This is a genomic window from Saccharopolyspora cebuensis (assembly GCF_039542665.1).
Lineage (GTDB): Bacteria > Actinomycetota > Actinomycetes > Mycobacteriales > Pseudonocardiaceae > Saccharopolyspora > Saccharopolyspora cebuensis.
Map to the genome: position 1 here is coordinate 371,961 of NZ_BAABII010000005.1, position 26,964 is coordinate 398,924.

The window sequence follows — 26,964 nt, forward strand, 5'->3', positions numbered from 1 at the left end:
GCCTCATGCTCGTGCGGAATCAATTACGGCCGCCCGCAATGCCGCGAAGCGGTCCGTTCCCGCCGAATCCGGTTCTCATCGAAGAAGCACACCCCCGCACTGCCCCCATTGGGAGAAGCTTTGAAGCACGGGACCGCACTGCGCGACGAAATCCTGTCCCCGCAGATCACCCCCCTCATCGGTGTTTACGACATGTTCTCCGCGTCGATCACCGCGAAGCACTATTCGGGAATGTTCATTTCGGGCTTCGGCTTCGCGGCGTCGCACTACGGATTGCCCGACATCGGGTTCATCGCCTGGCCGGACATCGTCGCCTTCGTGCAGCGGTTGCGGCTCGCCTTCCCGCGGCAACACCTGCTGGTCGACATCGACGACGGTTACGTCGACCCGGAAGTCGCCTGCCACGTCGTCGAACAGCTGGAACTGGTCGGCGCCTCCGGCGTCATCCTGGAGGACCAGAAGCGCCCGCGCCGCTGCGGGCACGTGGACGGCAAGCAGGTCCTGCCGCTGGACGAGTACCTCGACAAGCTCGAACTGGTCCTGGCCACCCGGCGCGATCTCGTGGTCGTCGCCCGCACCGACGCCACCGAGGAATCCGAGATCCTCCGGCGCGCCGAGGCGTTGGCGGCCACCGACGCCGACGTGCTGCTGGTCGACGGCGTGCGCAGCATCGACTGGATCCGCAAGGTGCGCTCGGTGATCGGGGACAAGCCGCTGCTGTTCAACCAGATCGCGGGCGGCAAGTCGCCGCGCGTGTCGTTGCCGGAGCTGCAGGACCTCGACGTGAACGTGGCGATCTACAGCACCCCGTGCCTGTTCGCGGCGCACACCGCCATCGACACCGCGCTGAGCGAGCTGCGGCTGGCCGACGGCAGGTTGCCCGAGGTGATCGACGGTCGGGGCGGCATCGCCGACGCGCTCGAACTGCTGGAGCGCAACATCAGCCGCAACCACCCGCGGTCCGTCTCCGCGCACGCGTGAGCCCGAGCGGAAGCAGCGACGTGCTCTCCCCCTCCCGGCTCCTCGCGCGACTGCGCCTGGACCCCTACGTGGTGGCGCTGCTGTGCGCCGCGGGCGTCGCCGCGCTGCTGCCCGTCCGAGGCGCACCGGCGGAAGTCCTCGGCGTGGCGGTGAAGGTCGCCATCGGGCTGCTGTTCTTCCTGTACGGCACCCGGCTTTCGCCCTCGGCCGCCTGGGACGGCGTGCGGCAGTGGCGATTGCACGGCCTGGTCCTGCTCATCACCTACGCGGTGTTCCCGATGCTGGGCCTGGCGCTGGGGGTGCTGGTGCCCTCGGTGCTGGCACCGGAACTGCACCTGGGCGTGCTGTTCCTCTGCGTGCTGCCGTCGACCGTCCAGTCCGCGATCACCTTCACCTCGGTGGCCCGCGGCAACGTGGCCGCGGCGATCTGCCAGGCCTCGTTCTCCAACGTGCTCGGGGTCTTCCTGACCCCGCTGCTGGCCGGACTGCTGGTGCTGTCCTCCGGTGGCGGCATCACGCCGGGGGCGCTGCGCGACGTCGTGGTGCTGCTGCTCGCGCCGTTCGCCGCCGGGCTGCTGCTGCGGCCGGTCGTCGGTCCCCGGCTGCGCAAGCACGCCGGCGTCCTCGGCCTGCTGGACCGGGGCGTCATCCTGGTCGTGGTGTACCTGGCGTTCAGCCGGGGTACCGCGGCCGGGATCTGGGACCGGCTGTCGCCGCGCGACATCGGTGTGCTGCTCGCCGTGTGCGCGGTGCTGCTGACCGCGGTGCTGCTCGGCACCGGGCTGCTCGGCAGGTGGTGCGGGTTCGCCCGGCAGGACCGGGTCGTGCTGGTGCTCTGCGGGTCGAACAAGAGCCTGGCCAGCGGGTTGCCGATGGCCACCGTGCTGTTCGCCGGCAGCGCGAACGCGGGCCTGATCGTGCTGCCGCTGATGCTCTACCACCAGATGCAACTCATCACCTGCGCCTGGATGGCGCGCCGGTTCGCCCGGTCGGCGGAGCCGGCGGCCGAGGCGGTCGCTCCGGTCGCCGCGGCACAACTCGAACGAGGAGGACGTTGACATGTGGGCAATCCGCGCCGCGGCGGGGGTCGCCGCCTTCCTGGCCGCTTCCGCCGCGACGAGCGCCCCGGCGCACGCCGGGGCCAGCGATGAGGGCAGCAGCGCCTTGCGCGGCCTGGCCCTGATCCAGTTCAGCAACAACGGCGACAGCCTGATCGAGTTCGACCGGGTGCTGAACTTCGACTCGGGCGAGGGCAGCGCCGGGGCCGACCACGACGGCGGCTGAGCGCAGGCTCAGCCCTCCGCGGCGAGCAGCGGGATCTGCCCGCCGTGGAGCACGGCCCGGACCTGGCGCGGCGACAGCGAATGCCGCACCGGGTACTCCTCGTCGCGGGAGGCGTTGCGCGCGGTGATCCGGTCACCGCTTTCCAGCGCCTCCCGCACGCCGTCGAGGACCAGCACGTCACCGGTGCCGATCCGGTCGTAGTCGCCGGGTTCGGCGAACTCCAGCGGCAGGATGCCGAAGTTGGCCAGGTTCTGCCAGTGGATCCGGGCGTAGGACCGCGCGAGGACGGCGCGCAGCCCGAGGTAGCGGGGCGTGATCGCCGCGTGCTCCCGCGAGGAGCCCTGGCCGTAGTTCTCCCCGCCGACCACGAGGTGCCCGCTGCCGTCGCGGACCTCGCGGGCCCGCTCGGGGTATCCCGGGTCGATCCGGGTGAAGGTGAAGTCGGCCAGCTTCGGCACGTTCGACCGGTACGGCAGGGCTTGCGCCCCGGCGGGCGAGATCTCGTCGGTGGAGACGTTGTCGCCCGCTTTGAGCAGCACCGGCGCCTCGATCCGGTCCGGCAGCGGCGGGAAGTCCGGCAGCGCCGAGATGTTCGGCCCGCGCGCCAGCTCCACCTCCCGGGCCTGCTCGACGGGGAGCGGCGGCACCAGCATGGCCGTGTTCACCGACGCCTGCTCGGGCAGCGCCAACCGGGGCGCCGGGATGTCGTGCTCGGCCGCGACGTCGCGCGGGTCGCCGATGCGCCCGGTCAGCGCCGCCGCGGCGGCGGTCTCCGGCGAGCACAACCACACCGAGTCCTCCTCGGTCCCGGACCGGCCGGGGAAGTTCCGGGGGAAGGTGCGCAGCGAGTTCTGCCCCACCGCGGGCGCCTGCCCCATCCCGATGCAGCCCATGCACCCGGCCTGGTGGATGCGAGCGCCGGCGGCGATCAGGTCGAAGGTGGCGCCCATCCGGGTCAGGTCCTCCAGGATCTCCCGGGAGGTCGGGTTCACGTCGAAGCTGACCGCGGCGTCGGTCTGGCGACCGCGCACCATCGCGGCGGTGACCGCGAAGTCCCGCAGTCCCGGGTTCGCCGAGGAACCCACGACGACCTGGCTGACCGGTTCCCCGGCGACCTCGCGGACCGGCACCACGTCGTCGGGCGCCGAGGGCCGCGCGATCAGCGGTTCGAGGGCGGACAGGTCGATCTCGTCGTGCACGTCGTACCGGGCGCCGTCCTCGGCGCGCAGCTCGGTGAAGTCGTCCTCCCGGCCTTCCGCGCGCAGGAAGTCGCGGACCGCGTCGTCGGCCGGGAACACGGTGGTGGTGGCGCCCAGCTCGGCGCCCATGTTGGCGATCACGTGCCGGTCCATCGCGGTCAGCCCGGCCAGTCCCGGGCCGTGGTACTCGATGATCCGCCCGACGCCGCCGCGCACGGTGTGCCTGCGCAGCATCTCCAGCACGACGTCCTTGGCCGAAACCCACGGCGGCAGCTCCCCGGTGAGCCGCACCCCCCAGATCTCCGGCATCCGAATGCGCAGCGGGCGCCCGGCGATGGCCATCGCCACCTCCAGGCCGCCGACGCCGATCGCCAGCATCCCCAGCGATCCGGCGGCGCAGGTGTGCGAGTCCGAACCCACCATCGTCGTGCCGGGACGGCCGAAGCGCTGCATGTGCGTCGGGTGCGAGACGCCGTTGCCGGGCTTGGAGAACCAGATCCCGTAGCGCTGCGCCGCCGAGCGCAGGAAGGCGTGGTCCTCGGCGTTCTTCTCGTCGGTCTGCAGCAGGTTGTGGTCCACGTACTGCACGCTCACCTCGGCCTGGGTGCGGTCCAGCCCCAGCGCCTCGAGCTCCTGCATCACCAGCGTGCCGGTGGCGTCCTGGGTCAGGGTCTGGTCGACCGCGAGCGCGATCTCCTCCCCCGGGCTCAGCTCGCCGTCGACCAGGTGGGACGCGATGAGCTGGTGCGCGACGGTCCGCGGCATGTCGGCCCTCCACTACGGTCGGCGGCCACCTCGGATACCCCGCTCGGCGCCGGGCGAAACGGCGACGCCGAGCGGGGGTCCGGTCACACCGGCGTCCAGGAACCGGTGCGGGCGGCGGCGAGCACCGCCTCGACGAGGCGGGCCGAGCGCAGGCCGTCGGCGAAGGTGGGCAGCCCGTCGGGGGCCTCGCCGTCGACGGCGGCGTAGCTGTCGGCGACGAAGTTCTCGAAGCACTGGGCGTAGCCCTGCGGGTGCCCGGCGGGCAGGTGCGAGAGCCGCCGCTGCTCGGCCCCGCCGTGCTCGGGATCGCGGACCAGCACGCGGTTCCCGGCGACGCCGCCGAACCACGCGCGTTCCGGGTCCTCCTGGTCGAACACCGCGCTGCCCAGCGCCCCGTCGAGCTCGAACCACAACCGGTTCTTCCGCCCGGCCGCGACCTGCGACACGGTGGTCGACCCGAGCACGCCGCCGCCGGTGCGGAACAGCAGCGCCGCGGAATCCTCGGTGCGCACCGGCACCCGCTCGCCGCTGCCGGCCCCGGAGAAGGCCGGGCCGCCGGTGGCGGGGCGGTCCGGGACCGCGATGGAGGTGGCCGCGACGAGCTCCTCGATCCGGTGGCCGGACACCCACTCCACCAGGTCGCACCAGTGCGAGCCGATGTCGGCGAAGGCGCGCGACCGCCCGCCCAGCTCGGGATCGACCCGCCAGCCCGACGCGTCCGGGGACAGCATCCAGTCCTGCAGGTAGCTGCCGTGGACCAGGGCCAGCTCGCCCAGCTCCCCGGCGATCCTGCGCTCGCGGATCTCGCGGACCATCGGGTGGTAGCGGTAGACGAACGGCACCGCGGCCACCAGACCGCTGCGGTCGGCCGCGGCGGCCATCCGCTCGGCTTCGGCCACCGACACGCCCAGCGGTTTCTCGCAGATCACGTGCTTGCCCGCGGCCAGCGCCCGCTCCGCGAACGCGGCGTGGGTGGCGTTGGGCGTGCACACGTGCACCACGTCCACGCGGTCGTCGGCCAGCACCGCCTCGACGTCGGGGTAGCCGGTGGGCACGCCCCAGTCCCGCGCGACCTCCCGGGACCGCTGCGCGGTGGACGCCAGCACCCCCACCACCTCGGCCCCCGCGAGCAGGGCCGCCCGCCGGTGCACCGCGGCGATCATCCCGCCGCCGAGGATCGCCGCCCCGCGGCTCACGCGAACCAGTCCTGCGGTGCGTTGGCCACCCGCGGTTGCTCCCGCGGCACGCCCGGCCGCGCGGCCCAGCGCACCCCGTTGCCCAGCACCCGCCGCACCTCCGGGTGGTGGTAGACCGGGTAGCGCTCGTCGCCGGGGCTGAAGTAGAAGATCCGCCCCTTGCCGCGGTGGAAGGTCGCGCCGGAGCGGAACACCTCGCCACCGCTGAACCCGCTGATGAACACCAGCTCGTCGGGCGCCGGGATGTCGAAGTGCTCGCCGTAGGTCTCCTGCTCCGGGATGATGATCGGGTTGGGCACGCCCTCGGCGATCGGGTGCGTCGGGTCCACCGTCCACACCAGCTCCCGCTCGGCGTTGTTGCGCCAGAACAGCGAGCAGGTGGTGCCCATCAGCCGGGTGAAGACCTTCGAGAAGTGACCGGAGTGCAGCACCAGCAGTCCCATGCCGCCCAGCACGTGCCGCTGGACCCGGTCCACCACCTCGTCGGCCACCCGGTCGTGCGCCTTGTGCCCCCACCACAGCAGCACGTCGGTGGCGGCCAGCACCTCCTCGTCGAGCCCGTGGCCCGGGTCGTCGAGCAGCGCGGTGCGCACGGTAGCGCCGGGGAGCTGCTCGTGCAGCGCCTCCGCGAGCGCGCCGTGGATGCCGCGGGGGTAGTACTCGGCCATGCCCGGCGGGTCGTTCAGGGCCTCGTGGACGCCCTCGTTCCACACCGTGACCCGGAGTTGCTGCTGGTTCATCCGACTGCGATCTCCTTCTTCTCCGCCGCCGACTGGTAGCAGGCGTCGATCACCTTGGCCCGCTCCAGCGCCAGCGTTCCGTCGTTGGCCGACCACAGCTCCGGCGCGCGAAGCACGCGCACGAAGTTGCCGACCACCCCGGCGTGGTCGGTGCCGGGCCCGGCCGGCGGGGCGTAGTCGGCGATCTCGCCGTCCTCGTCGGTGTAGACGACCAGTTCGGCGACCTTGGCCTTGGTGGCGCCGACCGCCTTGAGCTCGGCGCCGCCCTCGGTGCCCATCACCCGGAAGTCGATCAGGTCGACCGGGTCCCGGAACGCCGCCCACGAGGTCTCCAGCACCAGCGTGCCGCCGGTGGACAACCGCATGAACGCCGAGGCGAAGTCCTCCACCTCGAAGGCGGAGCTGCTGCGGTCGGCGGTCACCCGCGGATCGCCGCCCAGGTCGCGCGGGCCGAGTTCGGCGTAGGTCACCGCGGTCACCGACGTCACCTTCGGCTCGCCGAGCAGGAACAGCGAGTAGTCCAGCACGTGCACGCCGATGTCGGCCAGCGGACCGCCGCCCGCCATCTCCTGGTTGGTGAACCAGCTCCCCAGCTTGGGGATGCCGCGGCGGCGCATCCAGGACGCCCGCGCGTAGTAGGGCCGCCCGAGGTCACCGCGCCCGATCACCTTCCCGAGCTCCTGGATGTCGCCGCGCAGCCGGTGGTTGAACACCACGTCGAGCACCCGGCCGGCGTCGCGGGCGGCGCCGACCATCTCGGCGCCCTCGACCGCGTTGCGCGCCAGGGGTTTCTCGGTGAGCACGTGCAGCCCGCGCTTGAGCGCGGCGATGGCGACCGGTGCGTGCAGGAAGGTGGGGACCGCGATGCTCACCGCGTCGAGGTCCGGTACCTCCAGGAGGTCCTCCCAGCGCTCCAGCAACCGCTCGGCGCCGTAGCGCTCGCCGAGCTCGGCCAGCAAGTCGGGTTCCTGCCCGGCGATGGCGGCGATCTCGACGCCGGGCAGCTCGTGGTAGGCGGCGAGGTGCTGCCTACCCGCCCAGCCGACGCCGACGACGCCGACCCGCAGCGGTGCGGTGGACTGCTCTGGTCCGGTCATGGACGGTCCTCCCTCGTTGTGTGGCGGGTCATCCCTTGATCGCCCCGGAGGTCAGGCCGGAGACGATCCGCTTCTGGAAGATGAGCACGACGACCACCAGCGGGATCGTGACGAGCACCGAGGCCGCGCTGATGGCGCCGATCGGCTTGTCGAACTCGCTCACGCCGGTGAAGAACGCGATGGCCATCGGCACGGTGCGCGCCGACGGGGTGGAGGTCAGCGTCACGGCGAGCAGGAACTCGTTCCACACCGAGATGAACACCAGGATCGCGGTGGTGGCGATGCCGGGCACCGCCAGCGGCAGGATCACCCGCCGGAACGCCTGGAACGGGCTCGCGCCGTCGATGTAGGCCGATTCCTCCAGTTCCGCCGGGATCTCGCGGAAGAACGAGGTGAGGGTGAAGATGGCCAGCGGCAGCGCGAAGGTCAGCTTCGGGATGATCAGCCCGATCAGCGTGTCGTAGAGCCCGATCTCGCTCCAGATGGTGAAGATCGGCGCGGCGATGGCGATCACCGGGAAGGTGGTCACCGACAGCACCAGGCTGAGGATCAACCCCTTGCGGCGCAACGTGAGCCGGGCCAGCGCGTAGGCGGCGAAGGAGGCGAACAGCAGCGCCAGCGCGGTGGTGCTCACCCCGACGACCACCGAGTTCAGCAGGGCGACCAGGAATTCGCCGTCGCGGAGCACGTCGGCGTAGTTGCGCAGGGTCGGGTTCGCCGGGACCAGCGATCCGCTGGACAGGTCGTCGCCGGTGCGCAGCGAGGTGCCGAGCAGCCACAGGAACGGCACCAGCGACACCAGCATCGCCAGCAGCACGAACACCCAGGTGACCGGGTGCAGCCGGGCCGGTTCGCCGCGGCGCGCGGCGGTGCCGCCGCGCGCCGGGCCGAGCGGGATCGTCGCCATCACTTCTCCTCGGCCACGTCGCGGATGTTGCCACCGGCGTAGCGGATGTAGAGCAGGGACACCGCCATCACGGTGAGGAACGTCAGGATCGACAGCGCCGAGCCCTGGCCGATCAGCCTGCCCTCGCGCAGTTCCTGGTAGGCCAGCATGGACATGGTCTCGGTGCCGTTGGCGCCCCGCGTCAGCACGAACGGCAGGTCGAACACCCGCAGCGCGTCGAGCAGCCGGAACAGCGTCGCGACGGCGATCGCCGGGCGCAGCAGCGGCAGCGTGACGCGCCGGAACGCCTGCCACCGGGAGGCACCGTCGAGCGCGGCGGCCTCGTAGGTGTCGCGCGGGATGACCTGGAGCCCGGCCAGCACCAGCAGCGCCACGAACGGCGTGGTCTTCCAGACGTCGGCGGCGATGATCACCGCCATCGCGTAGCCGGGTTCGCCCAGCCACACCAGGTCGCCGCCGGGCAGGCCGAGCGCGTTGAGCACCCCGGTGACCAGCCCGAAGTTGGGTTCGAACATGGTCTGCCAGGTGATCGCGCTGACCACGGTGAGCACCGCGTAGGGCAGCAGCACCGTCGAGCGCAGCAGCGCCCGGCCCCGGAACGCCCGGTCCAGCAGCAGCGCCAGCAGCACGCCGAGCACCACCTCCAGCCCCACCGAGACGACCGCGAAGAAGAAGGTCTGGCGGAACGCCTCCCACCACTCCGGGGACACCAGCGCGTTCAGGTAGTGGGTGAGGCCGACGAACACCGACAGGTCGGCCTGCCGGACGCTGTAGGCGTTGAGCGAGAGCCAGATCGCGTAGCCGATCGGCACCGCCGAGACGAGGAACATCAGCACCAGGGACGGTGCGAGCATCCAGCGCGCGGTGTGCCGCTGCTGCTCGCCGATCCCGCGTCGTGTCGCTGCCATGGTGATCAGAAGGTCTCCTGCGCCGCTTCGAGGTCCTCGACCATCCGGCGCACCGCCGATTCCACATCGGACTGTCCGGAGATCGCGTCGTGGACGTTGGTGTAGATCGCCCGGGAGAGCTGCGCGTACACCGGCGACCGGGGCCGCGGCCGGGCGTTGGCGACCGATTCGGCGAGCTGCGCGGCGAACGGCACCCGCGCCAGCACCTCGGGATCGCGGTAGGTCGCGGAGATCGCGGGCGCCTGGGAGTGCTCCAGCAGGATGCGCTTCTGGAACTCCGGGCCGGTCGCGTGGTCGATCAGCGCCACCGCCCCGCCGACGTTGGTGCTGCGGGCCGCGATGGCCATGTTCCAGCCGCCGAGCACCGAAGCGGGTTCGGCCCCGGCGTCGAACGCGGGCAGCGGGGCGACGGCGACCGAGTCGCCGACGTCGGTCTCCTCGATCAGCGCGTGGGCGCTGGGCCACTGCCGCAGGTAGCCCGCCGCCCCGGATTCGAAGGCCCGCCGGGAGTTGTCCTCCTCGTAGGTCAGCGAGGCCCGGTCGATCGCGCCGTCGCGCAGCGCGCCGGTCATGGTGCGCAGCACCTCGCGGGTCTGCGGCGAATCGACGGTCACCTCCCCGTCGTCGGAGAGCACCGAGCCGCCCGCGGAGTACAGCAGTTCGAGGAAGTTCACCGTCAGCCCCTCGTAGGGCTTGGCCTGCATCTCCAGCCGGTTGCCCGGTTCCCGGGCGGCTTCGGCGTAGACCTGCCGCCAGGTGGTCGGCGGCGGCACCCGGTCGCGGCGGTAGAACAGCAGACCGGCGTTGGTGTGGAACGGCGTCGCCCAGTAGCGCCCGTCGAAGAACGCGGTGTCCAGCGTGGTGGGGATCAGGCCGTGCCGGTTGGCCGCCACCAGCTCGCTCTGGTCGAGCACCCAGCCCTGGGAGGCCCACTCCCCGACCCAGGTCACGTCCATCACGTAGATGTCGCACTCGGCGGAGCCGCCTTCGAGGCGCTGGATGGCCTGCGTGCGGGTGTAGTCGGTGTCGGCGCCGAGTTCGACGTAGCGGGCCGACAACCCCGGTCGGCTCGCGGTGAACGACTCGACGAGCGTGGTGTAGACGCCGGTGTCGCGCGGTCCGCACACCGTCACCTCGCCGGTGGCGCCGACGGCCGCGGCCGGGTCGACGACGCGCACCTCGGGGGCGCCCACGTCGGCCGGTGCGGTCGGCAGCTCCACCGCGCATCCGGTCAGCACCAGCGCCAGCGCGGGCACCAGCGCGCGGGTCGGTCGGGTCGGCTCCATCGGCGATCCCTCCTGCTCGGGTCAGCCCGCCACCGGGTTCGGGGAGAACACGTCGTCGCTGATCATGCGCACCGCACCGAGCACCCCGGCGGCGTCGCCGAGCCCGGTCAGCACCACCGGCAGGTTGCGGGTGGCCAGCGGCAGGGAGCGGTGGTAGACCGTGCTGCGGACCTCGGCCAGCAGCAGGTCCCCCAGGTTCGCCAAGCCGCCACCGATGACGATCCGGGACGGGTTGAAGAAGCTGACCAGCTTGGCCACCACTTCGCCGACGTGCCTGCCGCCCTCCCGGATCAGCCCGGTGGCCACCGGATCGCCCGCCGCGGCGGCGTCGGCGACGTCCCGACCGGTCAGCACCCCGGTGGTGGTGAGCCGCTCGGCCAGGAACGGCGAGCGCCCGGCCTCGGCGGCGGTGGTGGCGTCGCGGCGCAGCGCCACACCGGAGAAGAACGCCTCCAGGCACCCGACGTTCCCGCACGCGCACACCGGTCCCTGGTCGTGCACCTGGATGTGCCCGATGTCGCCCGCCGAGCCGTCGACACCGCGGTGCACCCGGCCGTCGACGACGATCCCGGCGCCGACGCCGGTGCCGAGCTTGACGAACAGGAAGGTGCCGAGGCCCCGGGCCGCCCCGGCGTGGAACTCGCCGGCCGCCATCAGGTTCACGTCGTTGTCGAGCAGGGCCGGGCAGTCGAACTCGGCGGAGAGCCGCTGGCGCACCGGGTACTCGTCCCAGCCGGGCATGATCGGCGGGACCACCGCGACCCCGTCGGCGAAGCTGACCGGCCCGGGGACCCCGGCGCCGATCCCCGCCAGCGCGGTCGTCCCGGTGCTCCGGCACAGCTCCCGCAGCAGCGCGGTGGCGGTGCCCAGCACCTCCTCCGGGCCGGACCGCACGTCGATCCCGTGCTGCACCTTCCGCAGCACCCGCAGCGCCCCGTCGGTCACGGCCACGTCGACGGAGGTGGCGCCGATGTCGATCCCGGCGAAGCGCAGGTCGCTGCCTACCCGCACCAACGACGACGGACGACCGCCGCGCGAGGCGGCCCGACCCGCGTCCTCGACCAGTCCGGTGCCGCCCAGCCGTTCCAGCTCGACGGCGACCTTCGACTTCGACAGCGCCAGCCCGTCGGTCAGCTCGGCGCGGGACAGCGGACCGCGGTCGCGCAGCAGGCGCAGCAGTTCCGCCTGGTCCCGGTTCCGCACCCTGGTCCCCACCGCACCCACCTCGTCGTGATCGAGCTCACGCGTCGATCGGGGACAGTAGGCGACTTCGGCCCGGTGCGGAAGGACTTCTGCGCACGAATTCACCGACTTCGACCACTCCCAGGTCGAAGTCGTCGCAACGCGCTCAGCCGAGCGGAAGCGCGCCGGGCCGCCCGAACGGCCGGGCGCGGGACGTTCCCCGAGCGCGGGCCGGGCCGAGTTCGGTCAGGGGTTCGGTCGGCCGGGGTTCCGTCGGGCGCGGTTCGGCCGGGCGGGTCAGCCGGGCAGCCGGTCGCGCAGCGCCCGGGCCACCGCCACGGCGGCGGGATCGACCGGTTCGACGCGCGCCGCCGACCGCAGCCACGCGGCGAGCGGTCCGGCCAGCGCGGGCGACATCGCCGCGATCCACCGCGCGCTCGCGGTGCGGGCCTCCGCGACGTGCTCGGTACCGCCGTCGGCGCGGTGCGCGATCACCTCGGGACGGCTCGCCAGCAGCCCGCCGAGCCGCCAGTCCCCGGCGGTCGACGACGCGGCGGCGCGCTCCAGCGCCTCGGCCGCGGCGACCACCTCGTCCCGTTCCACCACGCCCCCCTCCGCGCGCGACAGCGCCCGCGTCGACCTCGCCGCACCGTACGCCCGCACCCGGGTCGCGGGGATCAGTGGTGGTGGACGTCCTTGTTCTCGTGGGCGCCCCAGCCGTGCCAGCGCGCCACGTCGATCAGCGCGCTGACCCGGTGGCGCTCGCGCTCGTGGTAGGGCCCGCCGGTGTAGTGCCGGGCGAGGCGGTCGATGTCCACCAGGTCCGGGTCGTCGCGCAGCTCGGCCACCCGGCCCTGCAGGCTGACGTGGGTGTACCAGTCGGTCCCGTCGAGGACGGTGAGCGTGACGCGCGGCTCGGCGCGCAGGTACTCCAAGCGCTTGCGGCCCTCGTCCATGTTGACCAGGATCCGCCCGTCCTCCCACAGGTACCAGGTCGCCACCGAGACGGGTTGGCCGTCCGGGCGCACGGACGTGATCACCGCCGGGTTGGCCGCGCGCAGGAACGCGTCGACCTCCGCCGGGACAGGTGCCTTGGGCATCCCGCAACCTCCTCAAGCTCGGACGTGGTCTCCACCCCGCCGTACCCGGCTCCTGCTTACCTCACGCCTGCGAGGCCGCCGCGCGGGGGTCGAGCTGTTCCGGGGTGAGCCGGTGCCGAGGCGCACCGGAGAGCACGTCGCGGCTGCGCACCCGCAGCCGTTCGTCGACGTGCAGCAGCTCGCCGGGCCGCAGCGCCCGCCAGCCCGGGTCCTCGTCCATCCGCTCGCTGGCCACCACCACCGCCGGGTGCCGGGCCAGCTCACCGCAGCGGGTGCGGATCCGGCCCGCCGGACTCGCGTGGTCCAAGTGGCGATCGCCGTGCGGCCCGCCCCGGGTGCGCGCCAGCACGTGCAGCCCGTGCGTCTCGGGGTAGCGCAGCGCCCACAGCTCGGTGGCCGTGGTGAGCACCAGGTTCAGCGCCAGCACCGGCACCGCGTCGGCGAGCCAGCGCACCGCGTCGGCGATGCCCGCGGCCACGTCACCGCCCCGCGACTCGACCCGCCGGGTGATCAGGGCGAAGAACCGCTCCGAATCGGTGTCGCCGACCACCAGGTCGCGGTGCTCGCCGAGCTCGGCGTCCAGCGCGGCCAGGTCACCGATCACGCCGTTGTGCGCGAACAGCCGCCCCCGCTGCTGGAACGGGTGGGTGTCGCGGGGCACGGCCGCGCCCGCGGAGGCGTAGCGGACGTGCGCGAGGAACGTGGTGGACGCCCGCTGCCGGGCGTCCTCGACGAACGCGCGGTCCTGGTAGGCGGCCACCGGGTGCTTGTCGACCTCGGGGGCGCCCGCGGCGGTGAAGGTGCCCAGCCCGGTGCCGTCCGGTTCCCGCCTGCTCTGCCGCGCGAGGCTGTCCGGCGCTTCCAGCAACCAGAAGGTGGCGCGCACCCGGCGCGGGGCGGCGGACATCCCGAACAACCGGCACATGCCGGTGGGATACCCGGTCCGGGCCGCACCCAAAGGCGCCGCCGCGGGGAACTCCCGAGCGGTGCGGAACTATCCCGCGTACGCCGCCACCGGCATCCCGAGCCCCGCACCGGGGACCCGGAACAGCGCTCCGGACTCCGGATGGCGTCGCCGGTCGGCATCCACCGCGGAGGTCGTGATGTAGAGGTCGCGCAGCGCGGGACCGCCGAACGTGCAGGCGGTCACCTGCGAGGCCGGGACCTCGATCCGGTCCAGCAGCTCGCCCGCCGGGGAGTACCGGTGCACGGCTCCGCCGCCCCACAGCGCCACCCACAGGTGCCCCTCGGCGTCGACGGTGAGCCCGTCGGGCGCCCCGAGGTCCGCGTCGATGCGCACCGCGGGCCGCCGGGCGCGCAGCGCCGCGCCCCCGTGGTCGAAGGCGTCGATCCGGCGCGTGGCGGTGTCGACGTAGTAGGCGGTGGCGCCGTCCGGGCTCCAGGCGAGACCGTTGGAGATCGTGACCCGGTCGAGGGCGGTCCGCACCCGGCCGTCGGGTTCCAGCACGTGCAGCGCTCCGCGCCCCGCCTCCTCGGCGTAGGACATCGACCCGCAGTAGAAGCGGCCCTCGGGATCGCAACCGCCGTCGTTCATCCGCACGGTCGGGTCGTCCCAGAGGTCGCCGAGCGGGCGGACGTCGGTGAGGTCGTCGTCGGCCAGCGCGAAGCCGCGTTCCAGCGCCAGCACCGCGCCACCGGACCGCCGGGGCCGCAGCGCCGCGACCACCCGGCCGACGTGCGCGCGGTGGACCTCGCCGGTCCCCCGGTCCAGGGTGAGGACGTCGCCGGCGAGCAGGTCGACCCAGCGCAGCCCGGGCCACGCCGGGTGCCACACCGGGCCCTCGCCGTGGTGCGCGCACGGATCGGTGACCTGCTCGACCTCCACCGGACCTCCTCCGCGCCGCCCGACCCGCCGGTCCGTCCACTTCGGACCACGCGGGGGGCGGGCCCGCGGGCAGCCAGTGTTGGCGATGGCGGGGCGCGCGTCAAGAACGGAGCCGGCCGGCGCCCGGTCAGCTCCGCCCGGCGGCGTCCCGCGCGGCGCGTTCGACCTCGGCGTGGTGGTCCCGCCACCACGCCGCGTCCCCGGGCGCCATGTTGTCGTTGTCCCGCCGCAACCCGACCTGCCCGTCGATCAGCTCGCGGACCACGTCGGCATGTCCGGCGTGCCGGTGGGTCTCGGCGATCACGTGCACCAGGATGTGGTGCAGCGTCACGTCGGCCTTGCCCTCGTGCCACCAGGGCACCCGACCGGGCGAGTCCAGGTCCAGCGCCTCGATGGTGGCGTCGGAATGCGCCGCGGCCCGGCGGTACAGCGCCACCAGGTCCTCCCGCGACTCCTCCGCGGTGGCCCACATGTCGGCGTTCAGCGGGGCGTCCTCGGCCAGCCAGGGCATCGGCTCCTCGGGCGGGCGCCCGAAGGAGAAGCCGAAGTAGCCCAGCTCGACGCTGGCCACGTGCTTGATCAGGCCCAGCAGGTTGGTGCCCGTCGGCGTCAGCGGACGCCGGAGGTCGTACTCGGAGAGGCCCTCCAGCTTCCACAGCAGCACGTCACGGGCCTGTTGCAGGTAGCGGTGCAGGTCCGCCTTCGGTTCGGTCATGCCGACATCCTGCCGACGGGCACCGACAGCCGGGCGGGAACGGCGGTTTCCGCCACCGGCCCCGCCCGCAGTCGTTCAGCTCGTCGAGAAGCGCCTGCTGGAGGGGACCAGCGCGGCCAGCGCCGGGGCGAGGAAGCAGAGCACCGCGCAGCCGCCGAGCACGGCGACCGGGCCGAGCACGTCCACCGCGGGGGCGATCAGCGCCAGCCCGAGCGGCGCGAGCCCGTAGGACAGCAGGAAGTCCAGGGAGGACACCCGGGCCAGCTTGTCCGGGGCCACTTCGCGCTGCGCGGCGGTGAACCACGGCACGTTGAACAGCTCGATGCCGATCCCCGCGATCACGTAGGCCGCCACCACCAGCACCGGGTGCACCGGCAGCAGCAGGCTCAGCGGGGCGAACCCGTACGCGGCGAGCCCGGCCAGCGCCGCCCAGCCCCGGTTCCGCGGCCGCCACCGGGCCACGACCAGCGCGCCGAGCAGGGCTCCGGCGGTGTAGGCGGTGAGCGCGGCGGCCAGCACGGCCTCGGTGCCGAAGGTGTCGCGGCTGATCAGCGGCAGCAGCACCCCGGTGGCGGAGTAGCCGGTGGCGATGACGGCGGTGAGCGCGCCGAGCCCGGCGAGGAACCACGGGTGCCGCCGCGCTTCGCGGACGCCCTCGGCGAACTCGACGTGGAACGGCACCCGGTGGTGCGGTCCGGCGGGGCCGGGTCGCCCGGCGGGCGGCAGCAGGGCGGTGACCAGCCAGAGCGCGGCGGTGAGCAGCAGCAGCGCCGTGGTGCTCAGCGCGGTCGCCAGCAGCGCGGTCAGCCCGGGGGCGACCAGGGTGGTGACCCGCACCGCGAAGGTCATCGCGGCGTTGGCCCGCTGGCGCCGGGATTCGTCGACGACCTCGGCGGTGAGCGCCTGGAACGCGGGGCGGCAGGCGCCCTGCCCGGCTCCGACCACCGCGGCGGCCACCGCCATCAGCGCCACCGACCGGCCGAGCCCCAGCGCCACCAGCGGGGTCGCCACCGCCGCGGCGAGACCGGCCCACAGCACGGCGGCGCGACGCGAGTAGCGATCGGCCAGCACCCCGCTGATCGGCACCGCGACCAGGAATCCGGCGGTGCGCGCGGCCAGCACCAGGCCGAGCCCGGCGGCGCCGAGGTCGCGGTCGAGCACGGCGAGCCCGAGCACGAAGGGCAGCGCCCAGGTGGCCAGGCCCGATGCGGTGCTGCCCGACCACAAGCGCAGGAACGACGGGTCGCGCAGGACGTGCCGGGCGGGTGCGCGGGCGGGCGGTGCGGTCACGGGCTCGCTCTCCTCTGCTGGTCCGGGCATGATCTCCACCACGCTAGACGATAATGGTTTTCATTTGTAGTATCGCTCCCGCCGGGCGGTCGGTCGGCACCGCCCCCCTCGAACGTCCCCCTGACCATCCACTGTGGAGGTAGCTGTGGTTTCGGTTGGCACGGCGCCACCCCCGACCCGCACCACGACGCGGACCGGCCGCCTGCCCTGGGCGGTGGCCGGGTTGTCGGTCGTGCTCGCCGGGTCGGCCATCGCGGGCATCTCGCTGGGTCCCGCGACGGTGCCGCTGCCGGAGGTGCTGCGCTACCTCGGCGCCGCGCTCACCGGCGGCACCATCGGGGCCGAGGAGGTCACCGGGTACTCGATCGTCTGGCAGGTCCGCACGCCCCGGGTGCTGCTCGCCGCCGTGGTCGGCGCCGGGCTCAGCGCGATCGGGGTCGCCGTGCAGGCGATGGTGCGCAACGCGCTGGCCGACCCGTTCGTCCTCGGCGTGTCCTCCGGCGCATCCGTCGGCGCCAGCGCGGTGGTGTCCTTCGGCCTGTTCGCGGGCCTGGGCATCTACGCGCTGTCGGCCGCGGCGTTCCTCGGCGCGCTGCTGGCCTCCGCGCTGGTCTACCTCGCCGCCCGGGGCGGTGCCGGGCTCACCCCGCTGCGGCTGGTGCTCATCGGGGTCGCCCTGGCCTACGGGTTCCAGGCGCTGATGAGCGTCATCGTGTTCTTCGCCCCGTTCGGCGAGGCGGCCCGGTCGGTGCTGTTCTGGCTGCTGGGCAGCCTCGGCGGTGCGGCGTGGGGCTCGTTGCCGATCGCGGCCGCCGCCGTGGCCGGCGCGATCGCCCTGCTGCTGCGGCACAGCCGCTCGCTGGACGTGCTGGCGATGGGCGACGAGACCGCGGCGAGCCTCGGCCTGGACGCCGCCGCGCTGCGCCGGGGCCTGTTCCTGCTCACCGCGGTGGTCACCGGCGCGCTGGTCGCGGTCAGCGGTGCCGTCGGGTTCGTCGGGCTGGTGATGCCGCACCTGGTGCGGATCCTGGTCGGCGCCGACCACCGGCGGGTGCTCTCGCTCGCCCCGCTGATCGGCGCGATCTTCCTGGTCTGGGTCGACCTCGCCTCCCGGACCCTGTTCGCGCCCCGGGAGCTGCCGCTGGGGGTGATCACCGCGCTGATCGGGGTGCCGGTGTTCGTCTTCCTGCTGCGCCGCCGCGGCTACCTGTTCGGAGGTCGCTGACATGCGGGTGGAGCTCGACCAGGTCTCGGTGCACATCGCCGGGACGACGCTGGTCCGCGACCTGGTGCTGACCGCGGGGCCCGGCGAGGTGGTCGGCTTGGTCGGACCCAACGGCAGCGGCAAGTCCACGGCGCTGCGCTGCGCCTACCGCGCGCTGCGCCCCAGCACCGGCGCGGTCCTGCTGGACGGCACCGAGCTCGCCGCGATGTCCCCGCGCGACGGGGCGCGCGCGGTGGCCGCCGTGACCCAGGAGCAGCACACCGAGCTGGACTTCACCGTCGCCGAGGTGGTCGCGCTCGGCCGCTACCCGCACCAGCGCGGCGGCCACCGGCTCGGCGAGCGGGAACGCGCGGTGTGCGCGGAGGCGATGCGGCGCACCGACGTCGAGCACCTGGCCGAGCGCGGGGTGCTGTCGCTGTCCGGCGGCGAGCGGCAGCGGGTGCTCATCGCCCGCGCGCTGGCCCAGGAGTCCCGGGTGCTGGTGCTCGACGAACCGACCAACCACCTCGACGTCCGCCACCAGGTCGCGCTGCTGGCGCTGCTGCGCGACTGCGGGCTGACCGTCCTGGTGGCGCTGCACGACCTCAACCTCGCCGCCGCCACCTGCGACCGGATCGCCGTGCTCCGCGACGGCCGGCTGGTCGGCACCGGCGCGCCCGCCGACGTGCTCACCCCCGAGCTCGTCGAGGACGTGTTCGGCGTGCGGCCGACCGTGGTGCGCCACCCGCACACCGGTGCCCCCCAACTGCTCTACGCACTTCCCGGAGGAGACCGACCGTGACACACCGCCGCGCGGCCCTGGCCGCCGCGCTCACCTGCTGCCTGCTCGCCACCGCCTGCGGCGCCACCGTCGCACCGCGGACCGATCGCGGCCCCGAACCGGTGACCGTGGACAACTGCGGCCAGCGGATCACCTACCCGCTGCCGGAGCGGGCCGTGGCCTACGACATGAGCAGCACCGAGAAGATGTTCGCGCTCGGGCTGGCCGACCGGATGCGCGGGATCGTGATGCCCAGCACCGCCGACCCGGCCGTCGAACGTTCCCCGTACCTGGACGACTACCGCTCGGTCGAGACGCTGTCCACCGACGTCCTCGGGCTGGAGACCGTGGTGGCCGCCGGGGCCGACTGGGTGCTGGCGGGGTGGAACTCCGGCTTCAGCGAGGACCGCGGCATCACCCCCGCCAAGCTGGCCGAGCTCGGGATCAAGAGCTTCCAGCACACCGAGAGCTGCTTCAACTACGGCGCGAACCCGGTGCGGGTGCCGCCGCTGGAAGCCCTCTACACCGACCTGGAGCAGCTCGGCCGGATCTTCCACGTCGAGGACCGGGCCGCCGCGCTGGTCGCCGACCTGCGGCAGCGGGCCGAGGCGCTGCGCGCTTCGCGACCGGCCGGGGAACCGGCGCGGGTGTTCATCTACGACTCCGGCACCACCGAACCGTTCACCTCCGGCCGCCAGGCCTCGCCCGACGCCATCGTCTCGCTGGCGGGCGGGCGCAACGTGATGGGCCACCTCGACGAGCGCTGGACCACCGTGGGCTGGGAGCCGGTCGTGGCCGCGCAGCCCGAGGTCATCACCGTCGTCGACTACGGCGACCAGCCGGTCGAGGACAAGATCGCGTTCCTGAAGTCCTTCCCGCCGCTGGCCTCGACCCCCGCGGTGCGCCACGACCGGTTCCACGTCATGGACTACGGCGAGGCCGTCAGCGGCCCGCGCAACATCGACGCCGCCGAGGACCTCGCCGCCTACCTGCGCTCGATCGGGCGCTGACCCACCCACCGGAAAGGAGCCCCCCGTGCCCGGCACGCCGCTCACCGAACTCCCGCCCCCGCTGCCCGCCGACCGGATCGTCGCGCTGAACCGGCCGAAGCAGGACCTGCGCACCACCCGGCACCACGAGTGGAACGGCTGGACCTTCGAGGTCCCGCCGGGGGTGTTCCTGCCCGGCGCGACCAGCCGGATGATCCACCAGCGCATCCTCGACGGCGACATCGAGGTCCGCGACCGGCGCTACGCCGCGATGGGCGTCGGCCTCGGCGTCGAGGCGGTCGCCGCCGGGGTGCGCGGAGCCCGCGAGATCCACGCGATCGACGTGCACGCCGAGAGCGTGGCCACCACGTCGCGGCACTACCGCGCGCTGGTCGGCGACCGCCCGCCGCTGGTCCCGGTCGTCGCCGACGTCTTCGACGGCGTCCCGGACGGCGCCGCCTTCGACGTCGTCACCTTCAACCCGCCCGCGGTGAGCCAACCGGTCAGCGACGACCCGGACGTGGTGCGCAACGTGTGCGCCGGTGCGCCGCTGCTGGCCGAGTTCTTCCGCCAGCTCGCCGGACGCGACCTGCTCGCCCCCGGCGGCGAGGTCTTCCTCGTCGCCTCCAACACCGCCGACCTGCGGCGGATCGTCGGGGACGCGGCCGAGCACGGGTTCACCGCCGAGGTCCACCACCGGCACGACTGGCAGGACGGCGTGCTGACCTACCTGTTCCGGCTGCACCGGGGAGGTGCCGCATGACCGGCGTGGCCGAACTGCTCGACGCGGCCCGGGACGAGGCGGGCGAGGTGGTGGCGACCAGCGCGTTCTGGCTGCACCACGGCACCCGGCTGGCCGGGTCCGGCACCACCTACCGGAACAGCTACGTGCTGGTCCGGGTCGGCGACTCCTTCGGCGCCTGCGCCTTCGAGACCGGCGAGCTCGATCCGGCGGTGTGCGCGGAGGCCTCCGGCGCACCGCTGGCCGAGCTGCTCGCCGACGCACCGCTGCCGCTGCGCATCGCCGCGCTCGACGCCCACCTGGCGCATCGCCGCCCGCACCGCGACTCCCCCGAGGCCGAACCGGTGACGCTGCCCGCGGGCACCCCGGAGGTGCGGGCGGCCGCGCGGGACGCGGCCGTCGCCGGGCTGCTGGACGTCGCGCCGGGCGCTGCGGTGGCGCTGATCGGCGTGGTGAACCCGCTGGTCGCGGCGATCCGGGAGCGCGGCGGGCGATGCCTGCCGTGCGATCTGAACCTGCGCGAGACCCGGTGGGGCGAGCCGGTGGCCCGCGAGTCCGCCGAGGTGCTGGCCGCGGCCGACGCGGTGGTCGCCACCGGCATGACGCTGGGCAACGGCACCTTCGACGCCATCCTGCGGACCTGCCGGGAACGGGGCCTGCCGCTGATCGTCTACGCCCAGTCCGCGGCGGCGGTGGCGCGGGCGTTCCTCGGCTCGGGGGTGACCGCGCTGTCCGCGGAACCGTTCCCGTTCTCCCAGTTCAGCGCCGACCCGACGGTGCTCTACCGGTACCGCTCGGCGGGTGCCGCATGACCGAGGGCATCGGCTGGGCGCCCTGCCACCACGGCGAGCTCCTCCAGGGCTTCTTCCGCGACGCGACCGGGGCCACCCGGCGCGGTCTGGTGACGCTGCCGATGACCGGGCCCGGCACCCGGGCCCACTTCACCCGCACCGAGGGCGGCCCGCTGCTCGCGGTGCCCGGCGAGCGCGCGAAGGCGCGGCGGGCCGCCGAGCTGGCGCTCTGGGAATGCGCCCGGCGGCGCCGCTGCCCGCCCGGTGGCGGGCGGCTCCAGCTCGGCGCGGGCGTGCCGGTCGGGTTGGGCATGGGGTCGTCGACCAGCGACGTGATCGCCGCGGTGCGCGCGGTGTTCGCCGCCTTCGGGCTGGTCGCGGACCCCGGCACCACGGCGCGGATCGCGGTGCGCGCCGAGCGCGCGTGCGATCCGCTGATGCTCGGCGGCGGACCGCTGCTGTTCGCCCAGCGCGACGGCGAGGTGCTGGAGGAGCTGGGCGCGGCGCTGCCGCCGCTGGCCGTCGTCGGGTGCCTCACCGGCGGCGGGCGGCCGGTGGACACCCTGGCGCTGGCCGCGGACCGGGCCGCCGACGTGGCCGGCTACGAGCGGTTGCGCGGTGCGCTGCGGACGGCGGTCGCCGACGGCGACGCGGCGCTGCTCGGGCGGGTCAGCACCGCCAGCGCCCGGCTCAACCAGCGGGTGCTGGCCAAGGCCGAGCTGCCCGCGCTGGAGCGGCTGGCCGAGCACGTCGGCGCGGTCGGCGTGCAGGTGGCGCACAGCGGCAACGTGGCGGGCCTGCTGTTCGACGCCACCACCCCCGACTTCGACCGCAGGGTCCGCGCCGGGGTGCGCGGGCTGCGGCGCGAAGGCATCACCGCGACCCGGGTCTTCCGGGCCCAGCAACGCGCGAGCGGAGGACGAGCGTGGACGAGCACATCTCCGAAGCCATCGGCAGGCCGGACCTGGTGCGGACCGGTTCCGGCGTCGTCTGCCTCCGATTCGAGACGATGAAGGTGGTCTCGGCGCTCGCCGCGGTGCGCCGGCTGCTCGACGCGGGCACCGTGCGGCCCGGTGACACGCTGCTGGACAGCTCCAGCGGCATCTACGCCTACGCGCTGGCGCTGGCCTGCCACCGCTACGGGCTGCGCTGCCGCATCGTCGGGTCCACCACCATCGACCGCGCGCTGCGCACCCAGCTCGCGGTGCTCGGCGCGGACCTGGAGCAGATGGAGCCGTCCACCGACCTGCGGCTGGACCAGAGCAGGCGGGTCGCCCGCATCGAGGAGATCCTGCGGGAGCACCCGGACTACCACTGGATGCGGCAGTACCACGACGACGTGCACTACCTCGGCTACCGGGCGGTGGCCGACCGCATCGCCGCCGAGGTGCCCGGCCCGCTGCTGCTGGTCGGCGGGGTCGGGTCCGGGGCCTCCACCGGCGCGCTGGCCGGGTACCTGCGGCAGCGCTCGCGGGACGTGCGGCTGGTCGGCGTGCAGCCGTTCGGCAGCGTGACCTTCGGCAGCGAGCACGTGGCCGACCCGGACATCATCATCGCGGGCATCGGCAGCTCGATCCCGTTCGGCAACGTGGCGCACGAGCGCTACGACCTGCTGCACTGGGTCGGTTTCGAGGCCGCGCTGGCGGGCAGCGTCGCGCTGCTGCGCGAGCACGCGGTGTTCGCCGGGCTGTCCTCCGGTGCCGCCTACCTCGCCGCGCGCTGGGAACGCGAGCAGGACCCGGCCCGCACCGCGGTGTTCGTCGCCGCCGACACCGGCCACCGCTACGTCGACGGCGTGTTCGCGCGGCACGCCGAGGCCGCGGCGCCGGAGGACCTCGCGCCGAAGCGGATCGGCGACCTCACCGCGCTGGCGCGGCCGTGGTCGCGGATGGCGTGGAACCGCGCGCCCGCCCCTCCCGGGGCCGTCGAGCCGCTCCTGGCCGGATGACGCGCGGGGGCCGTGCGCCGCACGGCCCCCGCGACGTTCCCCTCCAGCGCGGTGTCGCCGCCCTCGGGTGACCATTCCCCTTCGGACAGCGGGAAAAATTGTCGATTGCGCTGGATTCTGCCTACTTTACAACCGGTTTCAGGCGAAGAGAATGGTCCGCGCACTCGGGCAACACGATCGGATTTAACTCATTGGCATGGAAACCCGGGGGTACCGGTGGCGTTCGAGTGACGCTGCGCGCGCGCCCGCACCGGCGGCGGCAGGACTGCTAGCTTGCGGTTCTGAATCGACCCAGCGGCCGTCGCCGCGGAACTCCCGACGGGCTGAAACACCAGGAGAACCCATGCCCGAGATGTCCACCGCGCTCGACGACGTCGACACCGCGTTCCTCCGCGCCTGGACCGACCAGCGCGCCACGACGAGCTGCGGCCTGTGGCAGGACGCCACCGACCTCGGCGCCGCGCACACCGCCAAGTTCGCCCGGCTCGCCGACCTCGCCGGGGTCCGCTCCGGCGCGCGGGTGCTCGACGTGGGGTGCGGCTCCGGCGGACTGCTGGAATACCTCGCGGTCCGGCGCGACGCCGTGGCGGTCGGCGTCGACCGGTCCGCGCGCTACTGCCGGGACGCGGCGTCCCGGTCCGGCGTGATCGACGTGGAGTGCGCGGACTACCGGGACTACGCGCCCGCCGAGCGGTTCGACGCGGTGGTCTGCGCCCAGCTCCTCGAGCACACCACCCGCTACTCCGAGGCGCGCGCGGGCCGGCACCTGGAGCGCTACCGGGACTTCTTCCAGCGACTGCACGACTGGACCCGGCGCGGCGCCAAGCTCGCGCTGGAAGTGCTGGCGATGCCCGACGTCCGGTGGTCCACCCCGTCCCCGGCCCAGCAGCGGCTGATCGAGGGCGTCGGCGGGCACCGCTGCTTCGTGCGGCCGAGCGACCTGGGCGCGAGCTGCCTCGGGCTCTGGCAGCCCACCCACTCGGTGCTGCTGCGCGACGACGCGGTGCGCACCCACCGGGAGTGGCTGCGACGGCTCACCGGGCAGCGCGAGGAGCTGCACCGGCGCTGGGGCCACGACCTGGTGACCGGGTACGAGCGGGTGCTGCGCCACGAGCTCGACGCCCTGCACTCCGGCACCGCCGCCGTCGCGCTGCTGGGATTCCGCCGGATCGACCCCCGCTGACCACATCGGACGCGCCGTGGGGCTCAGGCGGTCCGCTGCGGCCGGCGCCTGCCGAACCGCTCGGCCAGCGCGGTGTCGACCTCGTCGAACTCCCGCCCCCCGGTCTCCGGGACGTAGCGGGCGACGAACCAGAGGGCGAACGCGCACACCACCGCGAACAGCCAGAACGTCTGACCGGTGCCGACCGAGTTCACCACGGTCAGGAACGTCAGGCTGACCACGAAGTTGGCCAGCCAGTTGACCGTGGTGGACGCGGCGGAGCCCACCGCCCGCGCGTGCGGCGGGAACACCTCGCCGATCAGCACCCAGAACACCGGGCCGAGCCCGGCCGAGTACGCCGCGATGTAGAGCACCATGAACACCAGCGACAGCGCGGGGTCCAGGACGAGCACGAAGGACAGCCCCAGCAGCACCAGCGAGACCGTCATCCCGGCCAGCGACACCAGCAGCAGCCGGCGCCTGCCCCGGGTGTCGATGAACCGGATCGCCACCAGCGTCATCACCAGGTTGATGACGCCGATGAACACCGAGCAGAAGATCGAGTTGCCCGCGCTGATCCCGGTGCCCTCGATGACCGTCGGCGCGTAGTAGATGATCGTGTTGATCCCGCCGAACTGCTGCACGGCGGCCAGCAGCAGCCCCACCACCAGCGCCGGGCGGACCGACGCGGCGAGCAGCACCCGCCAGCCGGAGCGCCCGGGATCGGCGTCCGGCCCGGGCCGACCCCCGGACCGGTACCGGTGGACGAGGTCGTCGACCTCCTCGGGGTGGGCGATCGACCGGAGCACCGCGCGGGCCTTGTCCACCCGGCCGCGCGCGATCAGCCAGGCGGGCGCCTCCGGGAGCCAGAACGCGGCCCCGGCGAGCAGCACCAGCGCGGGCAGGGCGCCGACCCCGATCATCTCCCGCCACCGCCCGCCCGCCGAGAACGCCAGGTTCACCAGGTAGGCGGCCAGGATCCCGGAGGTGATCATGAGCTGGTTCAGGGTCAGCAGCCTGCCCCGGATCCGCTTCGGGGCGATCTCGGAGAGGTAGGCGGGCACGGTCGCCGAGGCGGCCCCCACCGCCACGCCGAGCACCACCCGGCCCAGCACCAGCGTCCAGTACCCGGTGGCGGTGACCGCGAGAGCGGTGCCGAGGAGGAACACGAGCCCCTCGACGCCCAGCGCCGCGCGCCGTCCCAACCGGTCGGCGAGCCAGCCCGCGGCCAGCGCACCGGCCATCGCGCCCAGCAGCAGCACGCTCACCACGCTGCCCTGCTCGAAGGCGGTCAGGCCGAACTCGCGCTTGATGAACAGCAGCGCACCGGAGATGACGCCGGTGTCGAAGCCGAAGAGGAACCCGCCGACCGCGATCGTCGACGCCCAGATCCAGACCGTGCGCGTCGCGGGGCCCGGGACCGCTCGCAGCGGGCCCTCCGTTCCTGGTTCGCTGGAGAACGCCTGCATCCCACACCCCTTCGTGCCGACGCGGCCCGGACCTGCTGGTCCGCAACGGGTTCAGCTTGCGGTCCGCCGCCCCGGCGGGCAAACCGGCGTCAGTCCAGCGAGTTCTTCCAGATCCGACCGCCTTTGACCACGAGCGCGAGGTTGGCCGCGGGATCGGCGAGCACACCGAGGTCGCGGGTCGGGTCCCCCTCGACGACGAGCAGGTCCGCCAAGGCGCCCGGTCGGATGACCCCCAACGGAGCCGTCGGGTGACCGTCGATCACCTGCTGGTACGGATCCCGCTCCCCGGCCATCCGGAACAGCGCGGCGTTGCCGGACGTGGCGATGCGCAGCGCCTCGACCGGGCTCAGCCAGCGGGACAGCCGGGCCAGCATCGCGCCCTGCCGGTGCGCCTCGGCGGGAGCGAGCAGGTCGGTGCCGAAGGCCAGCCGCACCCCGTGCTCCCGCGCCCGGTGCAGGGTGCGCTCCACGCCGTCGCACACCATCGTGTTCTTCGCGGCGAGCTCCGGCGTCGGGTAGTGGTGGTCGTCGACGTCGAAGGGCTGGGTGCTGAGCCAGGCGTCGTGCTCGGCGAGCATCCCGATCGTGCGCTCGTCGGCGAGCTGCCCGTGCTCGATGCAGCGCACGCCCGCCTCCAGGGCTCGCCGGACGCCCGCCGAGCCGTAGACGTGGGCCGCGACGTAGGTGCCGAAGTCCTCGGCGGCGCGCACCGCCGCCCGCAGCTCCTCCGGGGTGAACTGCAGCGTGCCGAGCGGGTCGTAGCGGGAGGCCACCCCGCCGCCGGCCATCACCTTGAGCTGGCTCGCGCCCTTCTTCAACTGCTCCCGGGCCCCGGCCAGCACCCGGTCGGGACCGTCGACGACCCGCATGAACCCGATCTCCTCGGCCCGCGAGGGCGCCCCGCCCAGCGCCACCGGCGGCTCGTGCACGGCGCCGAAGTCGCCGTGCCCGGAGGTCTGGGACAGCGCGGCCTGGCTGGGGTAGAGCCGCGGGCCCGGGAACAGCCCCTCGTCGATCACCTGCTTGACCGCCGCGACGTCCCCGCCCATGTCGCGGACCGCGGTGAAGCCCCGCAGCAGCATCCGGCGCGCGGCCTCCAGCGCCCGCAGGTGCGGCAGCCCCGCGCTCGCCGTCGCGAGCCCGGCGGGCTCGGTGCCCAGCGCGACCAGGTGCACGTGCGCGTCGGTGAGACCGGGCAGCAGCACCCGGCCGCCGCCGTCGAGCACCTCGGCCCGTTCCGGCGCCCGCTCCCGCGCCTCCGCCCCGGTGGCGGCGATCCGGTCGCCCTCGACCAGCACCGCCCCCGGCTCCGCGGCGTCGCCGAGGCCGTCGAACACCCGCACCCCGGTGATCAGGAGCGATTCCGGCCGCTGGTCCATGCC

At 73.9% G+C, this 26,964-nt stretch carries 27 protein-coding genes; 11 read left to right on the forward strand and 16 right to left on the reverse strand.

The features are described 5' to 3' along the window. Positions 1 to 120 precede the first annotated feature (120 nt). Genes ABD976_RS11435 through ABD976_RS11445 form a run of 3 tightly spaced genes read left to right on the forward strand, consistent with a single transcriptional unit; the run spans position 121 to position 2,265 of the window. On the forward strand, positions 121 to 981 hold the full coding sequence (locus ABD976_RS11435) for an isocitrate lyase/PEP mutase family protein (RefSeq protein ID WP_345361590.1): 861 nt from the start codon (positions 121 to 123) through the stop codon (positions 979 to 981). Then, positions 978 to 2,039 (forward strand): bile acid:sodium symporter family protein, encoded by a 1,062-nt coding sequence (locus tag ABD976_RS11440; RefSeq protein ID WP_345361593.1) that lies wholly within the window; start codon positions 978 to 980, stop codon positions 2,037 to 2,039. The genes ABD976_RS11435 and ABD976_RS11440 overlap by 4 nt, the downstream gene beginning before the upstream one ends. Position 2,040: 1 nt before the next feature. Further along, entirely contained in the window at positions 2,041 to 2,265 is a 225-nt protein-coding gene (locus ABD976_RS11445) for a hypothetical protein (RefSeq protein ID WP_345361596.1), read from the forward strand. Between the two features lie 8 nt (positions 2,266 to 2,273). Here ABD976_RS11445 and ABD976_RS11450 read toward each other — a convergent pair whose 3' ends face one another. The 14 genes from ABD976_RS11450 to ABD976_RS11515 form a co-directional block, all read right to left on the reverse strand. After that, positions 2,274 to 4,229, reverse strand: coding sequence for an aconitate hydratase (locus tag ABD976_RS11450; RefSeq protein WP_345361599.1), 1,956 nt, complete (start codon positions 4,227 to 4,229; stop codon positions 2,274 to 2,276). A gap of 83 nt (positions 4,230 to 4,312) precedes the next feature. Next, positions 4,313 to 5,425, reverse strand: a complete 1,113-nt coding sequence (locus ABD976_RS11455; protein ID WP_345361602.1) for a Gfo/Idh/MocA family protein — start codon at positions 5,423 to 5,425, stop codon at positions 4,313 to 4,315. After that, positions 5,422 to 6,165, reverse strand: a complete 744-nt coding sequence (locus tag ABD976_RS11460; protein WP_345361605.1) for a ThuA domain-containing protein — start codon at positions 6,163 to 6,165, stop codon at positions 5,422 to 5,424. The genes ABD976_RS11455 and ABD976_RS11460 overlap by 4 nt, the downstream gene beginning before the upstream one ends. Next, a complete protein-coding gene (locus ABD976_RS11465; RefSeq protein WP_345361608.1) occupies positions 6,162 to 7,262 on the reverse strand; it encodes a Gfo/Idh/MocA family protein in 1,101 nt (366 codons plus the stop codon). The genes ABD976_RS11460 and ABD976_RS11465 overlap by 4 nt, the downstream gene beginning before the upstream one ends. A 28-nt stretch (positions 7,263 to 7,290) precedes the next feature. Next, positions 7,291 to 8,067, reverse strand: coding sequence for a carbohydrate ABC transporter permease (locus ABD976_RS11470; protein WP_345361730.1), 777 nt, complete (start codon positions 8,065 to 8,067; stop codon positions 7,291 to 7,293). Positions 8,068 to 8,168: 101 nt separating this feature from the next. Beyond that, entirely contained in the window at positions 8,169 to 9,077 is a 909-nt protein-coding gene (locus ABD976_RS11475) for a carbohydrate ABC transporter permease (RefSeq protein ID WP_345361611.1), read from the reverse strand. Positions 9,078 to 9,082: 5 nt separating this feature from the next. After that, positions 9,083 to 10,363, reverse strand: a complete 1,281-nt coding sequence (locus ABD976_RS11480) for an ABC transporter substrate-binding protein (protein ID WP_345361614.1) — start codon at positions 10,361 to 10,363, stop codon at positions 9,083 to 9,085. A 21-nt stretch (positions 10,364 to 10,384) separates the two neighbouring features. Continuing rightward, complete coding sequence (locus tag ABD976_RS11485; RefSeq protein WP_345361617.1) at positions 10,385 to 11,578, reverse strand: ROK family transcriptional regulator; 1,194 nt, start codon at positions 11,576 to 11,578, stop codon at positions 10,385 to 10,387. A gap of 264 nt (positions 11,579 to 11,842) precedes the next feature. Then, positions 11,843 to 12,151, reverse strand: a complete 309-nt coding sequence (locus tag ABD976_RS11490) for a hypothetical protein (RefSeq protein WP_345361620.1) — start codon at positions 12,149 to 12,151, stop codon at positions 11,843 to 11,845. Between the two features lie 71 nt (positions 12,152 to 12,222). Beyond that, positions 12,223 to 12,645, reverse strand: a complete 423-nt coding sequence (locus ABD976_RS11495; protein ID WP_345361623.1) for a PPOX class F420-dependent oxidoreductase — start codon at positions 12,643 to 12,645, stop codon at positions 12,223 to 12,225. 61 nt (positions 12,646 to 12,706) lie between these two features. Further along, positions 12,707 to 13,570, reverse strand: a complete 864-nt coding sequence (locus ABD976_RS11500; protein ID WP_345361626.1) for a class II glutamine amidotransferase — start codon at positions 13,568 to 13,570, stop codon at positions 12,707 to 12,709. 69 nt (positions 13,571 to 13,639) lie between these two features. Beyond that, positions 13,640 to 14,491 carry an SMP-30/gluconolactonase/LRE family protein gene (locus tag ABD976_RS11505; protein WP_345361629.1) on the reverse strand — a complete coding sequence of 284 codons (852 nt, stop codon included), beginning with the start codon at positions 14,489 to 14,491 and terminating at the stop codon, positions 13,640 to 13,642. Between the two features lie 127 nt (positions 14,492 to 14,618). Beyond that, positions 14,619 to 15,206 carry a DinB family protein gene (locus tag ABD976_RS11510; protein ID WP_345361632.1) on the reverse strand — a complete coding sequence of 196 codons (588 nt, stop codon included), beginning with the start codon at positions 15,204 to 15,206 and terminating at the stop codon, positions 14,619 to 14,621. A gap of 75 nt (positions 15,207 to 15,281) precedes the next feature. Continuing rightward, positions 15,282 to 16,526, reverse strand: a complete 1,245-nt coding sequence (locus tag ABD976_RS11515; RefSeq protein WP_345361635.1) for an MFS transporter — start codon at positions 16,524 to 16,526, stop codon at positions 15,282 to 15,284. 115 nt (positions 16,527 to 16,641) lie between these two features. Here ABD976_RS11515 and ABD976_RS11520 point away from each other — a divergent pair, with 115 nt between their 5' ends. The 8 genes from ABD976_RS11520 (at position 16,642) to ABD976_RS11555 (ending at position 24,134) form a co-directional block, all read left to right on the forward strand. Then, positions 16,642 to 17,721 (forward strand): FecCD family ABC transporter permease, encoded by a 1,080-nt coding sequence (locus ABD976_RS11520; protein ID WP_425570086.1) that lies wholly within the window; start codon positions 16,642 to 16,644, stop codon positions 17,719 to 17,721. Position 17,722: 1 nt separating this feature from the next. Continuing rightward, the gene (locus ABD976_RS11525) at positions 17,723 to 18,502 is read left to right on the forward strand and encodes an ABC transporter ATP-binding protein (protein ID WP_345361637.1); all 780 of its coding nucleotides are present in this window, start codon (positions 17,723 to 17,725) and stop codon (positions 18,500 to 18,502) included. Continuing rightward, positions 18,499 to 19,491, forward strand: a complete 993-nt coding sequence (locus tag ABD976_RS11530; RefSeq protein ID WP_345361640.1) for an ABC transporter substrate-binding protein — start codon at positions 18,499 to 18,501, stop codon at positions 19,489 to 19,491. Before ABD976_RS11525 ends, ABD976_RS11530 begins: the two co-directional genes overlap by 4 nt. 25 nt (positions 19,492 to 19,516) lie before the next feature. Then, the gene (locus ABD976_RS11535; protein WP_345361643.1) at positions 19,517 to 20,233 is read left to right on the forward strand and encodes a methyltransferase; all 717 of its coding nucleotides are present in this window, start codon (positions 19,517 to 19,519) and stop codon (positions 20,231 to 20,233) included. Then, positions 20,230 to 21,024, forward strand: a complete 795-nt coding sequence (locus ABD976_RS11540; protein WP_345361646.1) for a Rossmann-like domain-containing protein — start codon at positions 20,230 to 20,232, stop codon at positions 21,022 to 21,024. The genes ABD976_RS11535 and ABD976_RS11540 overlap by 4 nt, the downstream gene beginning before the upstream one ends. Then, the gene (locus ABD976_RS11545) at positions 21,021 to 22,016 is read left to right on the forward strand and encodes a GHMP family kinase ATP-binding protein (RefSeq protein WP_345361649.1); all 996 of its coding nucleotides are present in this window, start codon (positions 21,021 to 21,023) and stop codon (positions 22,014 to 22,016) included. The genes ABD976_RS11540 and ABD976_RS11545 overlap by 4 nt, the downstream gene beginning before the upstream one ends. Continuing rightward, on the forward strand, positions 21,929 to 22,951 hold the full coding sequence (locus ABD976_RS11550; protein ID WP_345361652.1) for a pyridoxal-phosphate dependent enzyme: 1,023 nt from the start codon (positions 21,929 to 21,931) through the stop codon (positions 22,949 to 22,951). The genes ABD976_RS11545 and ABD976_RS11550 overlap by 88 nt, the downstream gene beginning before the upstream one ends. A 343-nt stretch (positions 22,952 to 23,294) precedes the next feature. Continuing rightward, on the forward strand, positions 23,295 to 24,134 hold the full coding sequence (locus ABD976_RS11555) for an SAM-dependent methyltransferase (RefSeq protein ID WP_345361655.1): 840 nt from the start codon (positions 23,295 to 23,297) through the stop codon (positions 24,132 to 24,134). Positions 24,135 to 24,157: 23 nt separating this feature from the next. Here the strand turns inward: ABD976_RS11555 and ABD976_RS11560 are convergent, their stop codons facing one another. Both ABD976_RS11560 and ABD976_RS11565 read right to left on the reverse strand, forming a co-directional pair. After that, on the reverse strand, positions 24,158 to 25,582 hold the full coding sequence (locus ABD976_RS11560; RefSeq protein ID WP_345361658.1) for a sugar porter family MFS transporter: 1,425 nt from the start codon (positions 25,580 to 25,582) through the stop codon (positions 24,158 to 24,160). 89 nt (positions 25,583 to 25,671) lie between these two features. Further along, entirely contained in the window at positions 25,672 to 26,961 is a 1,290-nt protein-coding gene (locus tag ABD976_RS11565) for a metal-dependent hydrolase family protein (protein ID WP_345361661.1), read from the reverse strand. Positions 26,962 to 26,964: the final 3 nt, after the last annotated feature.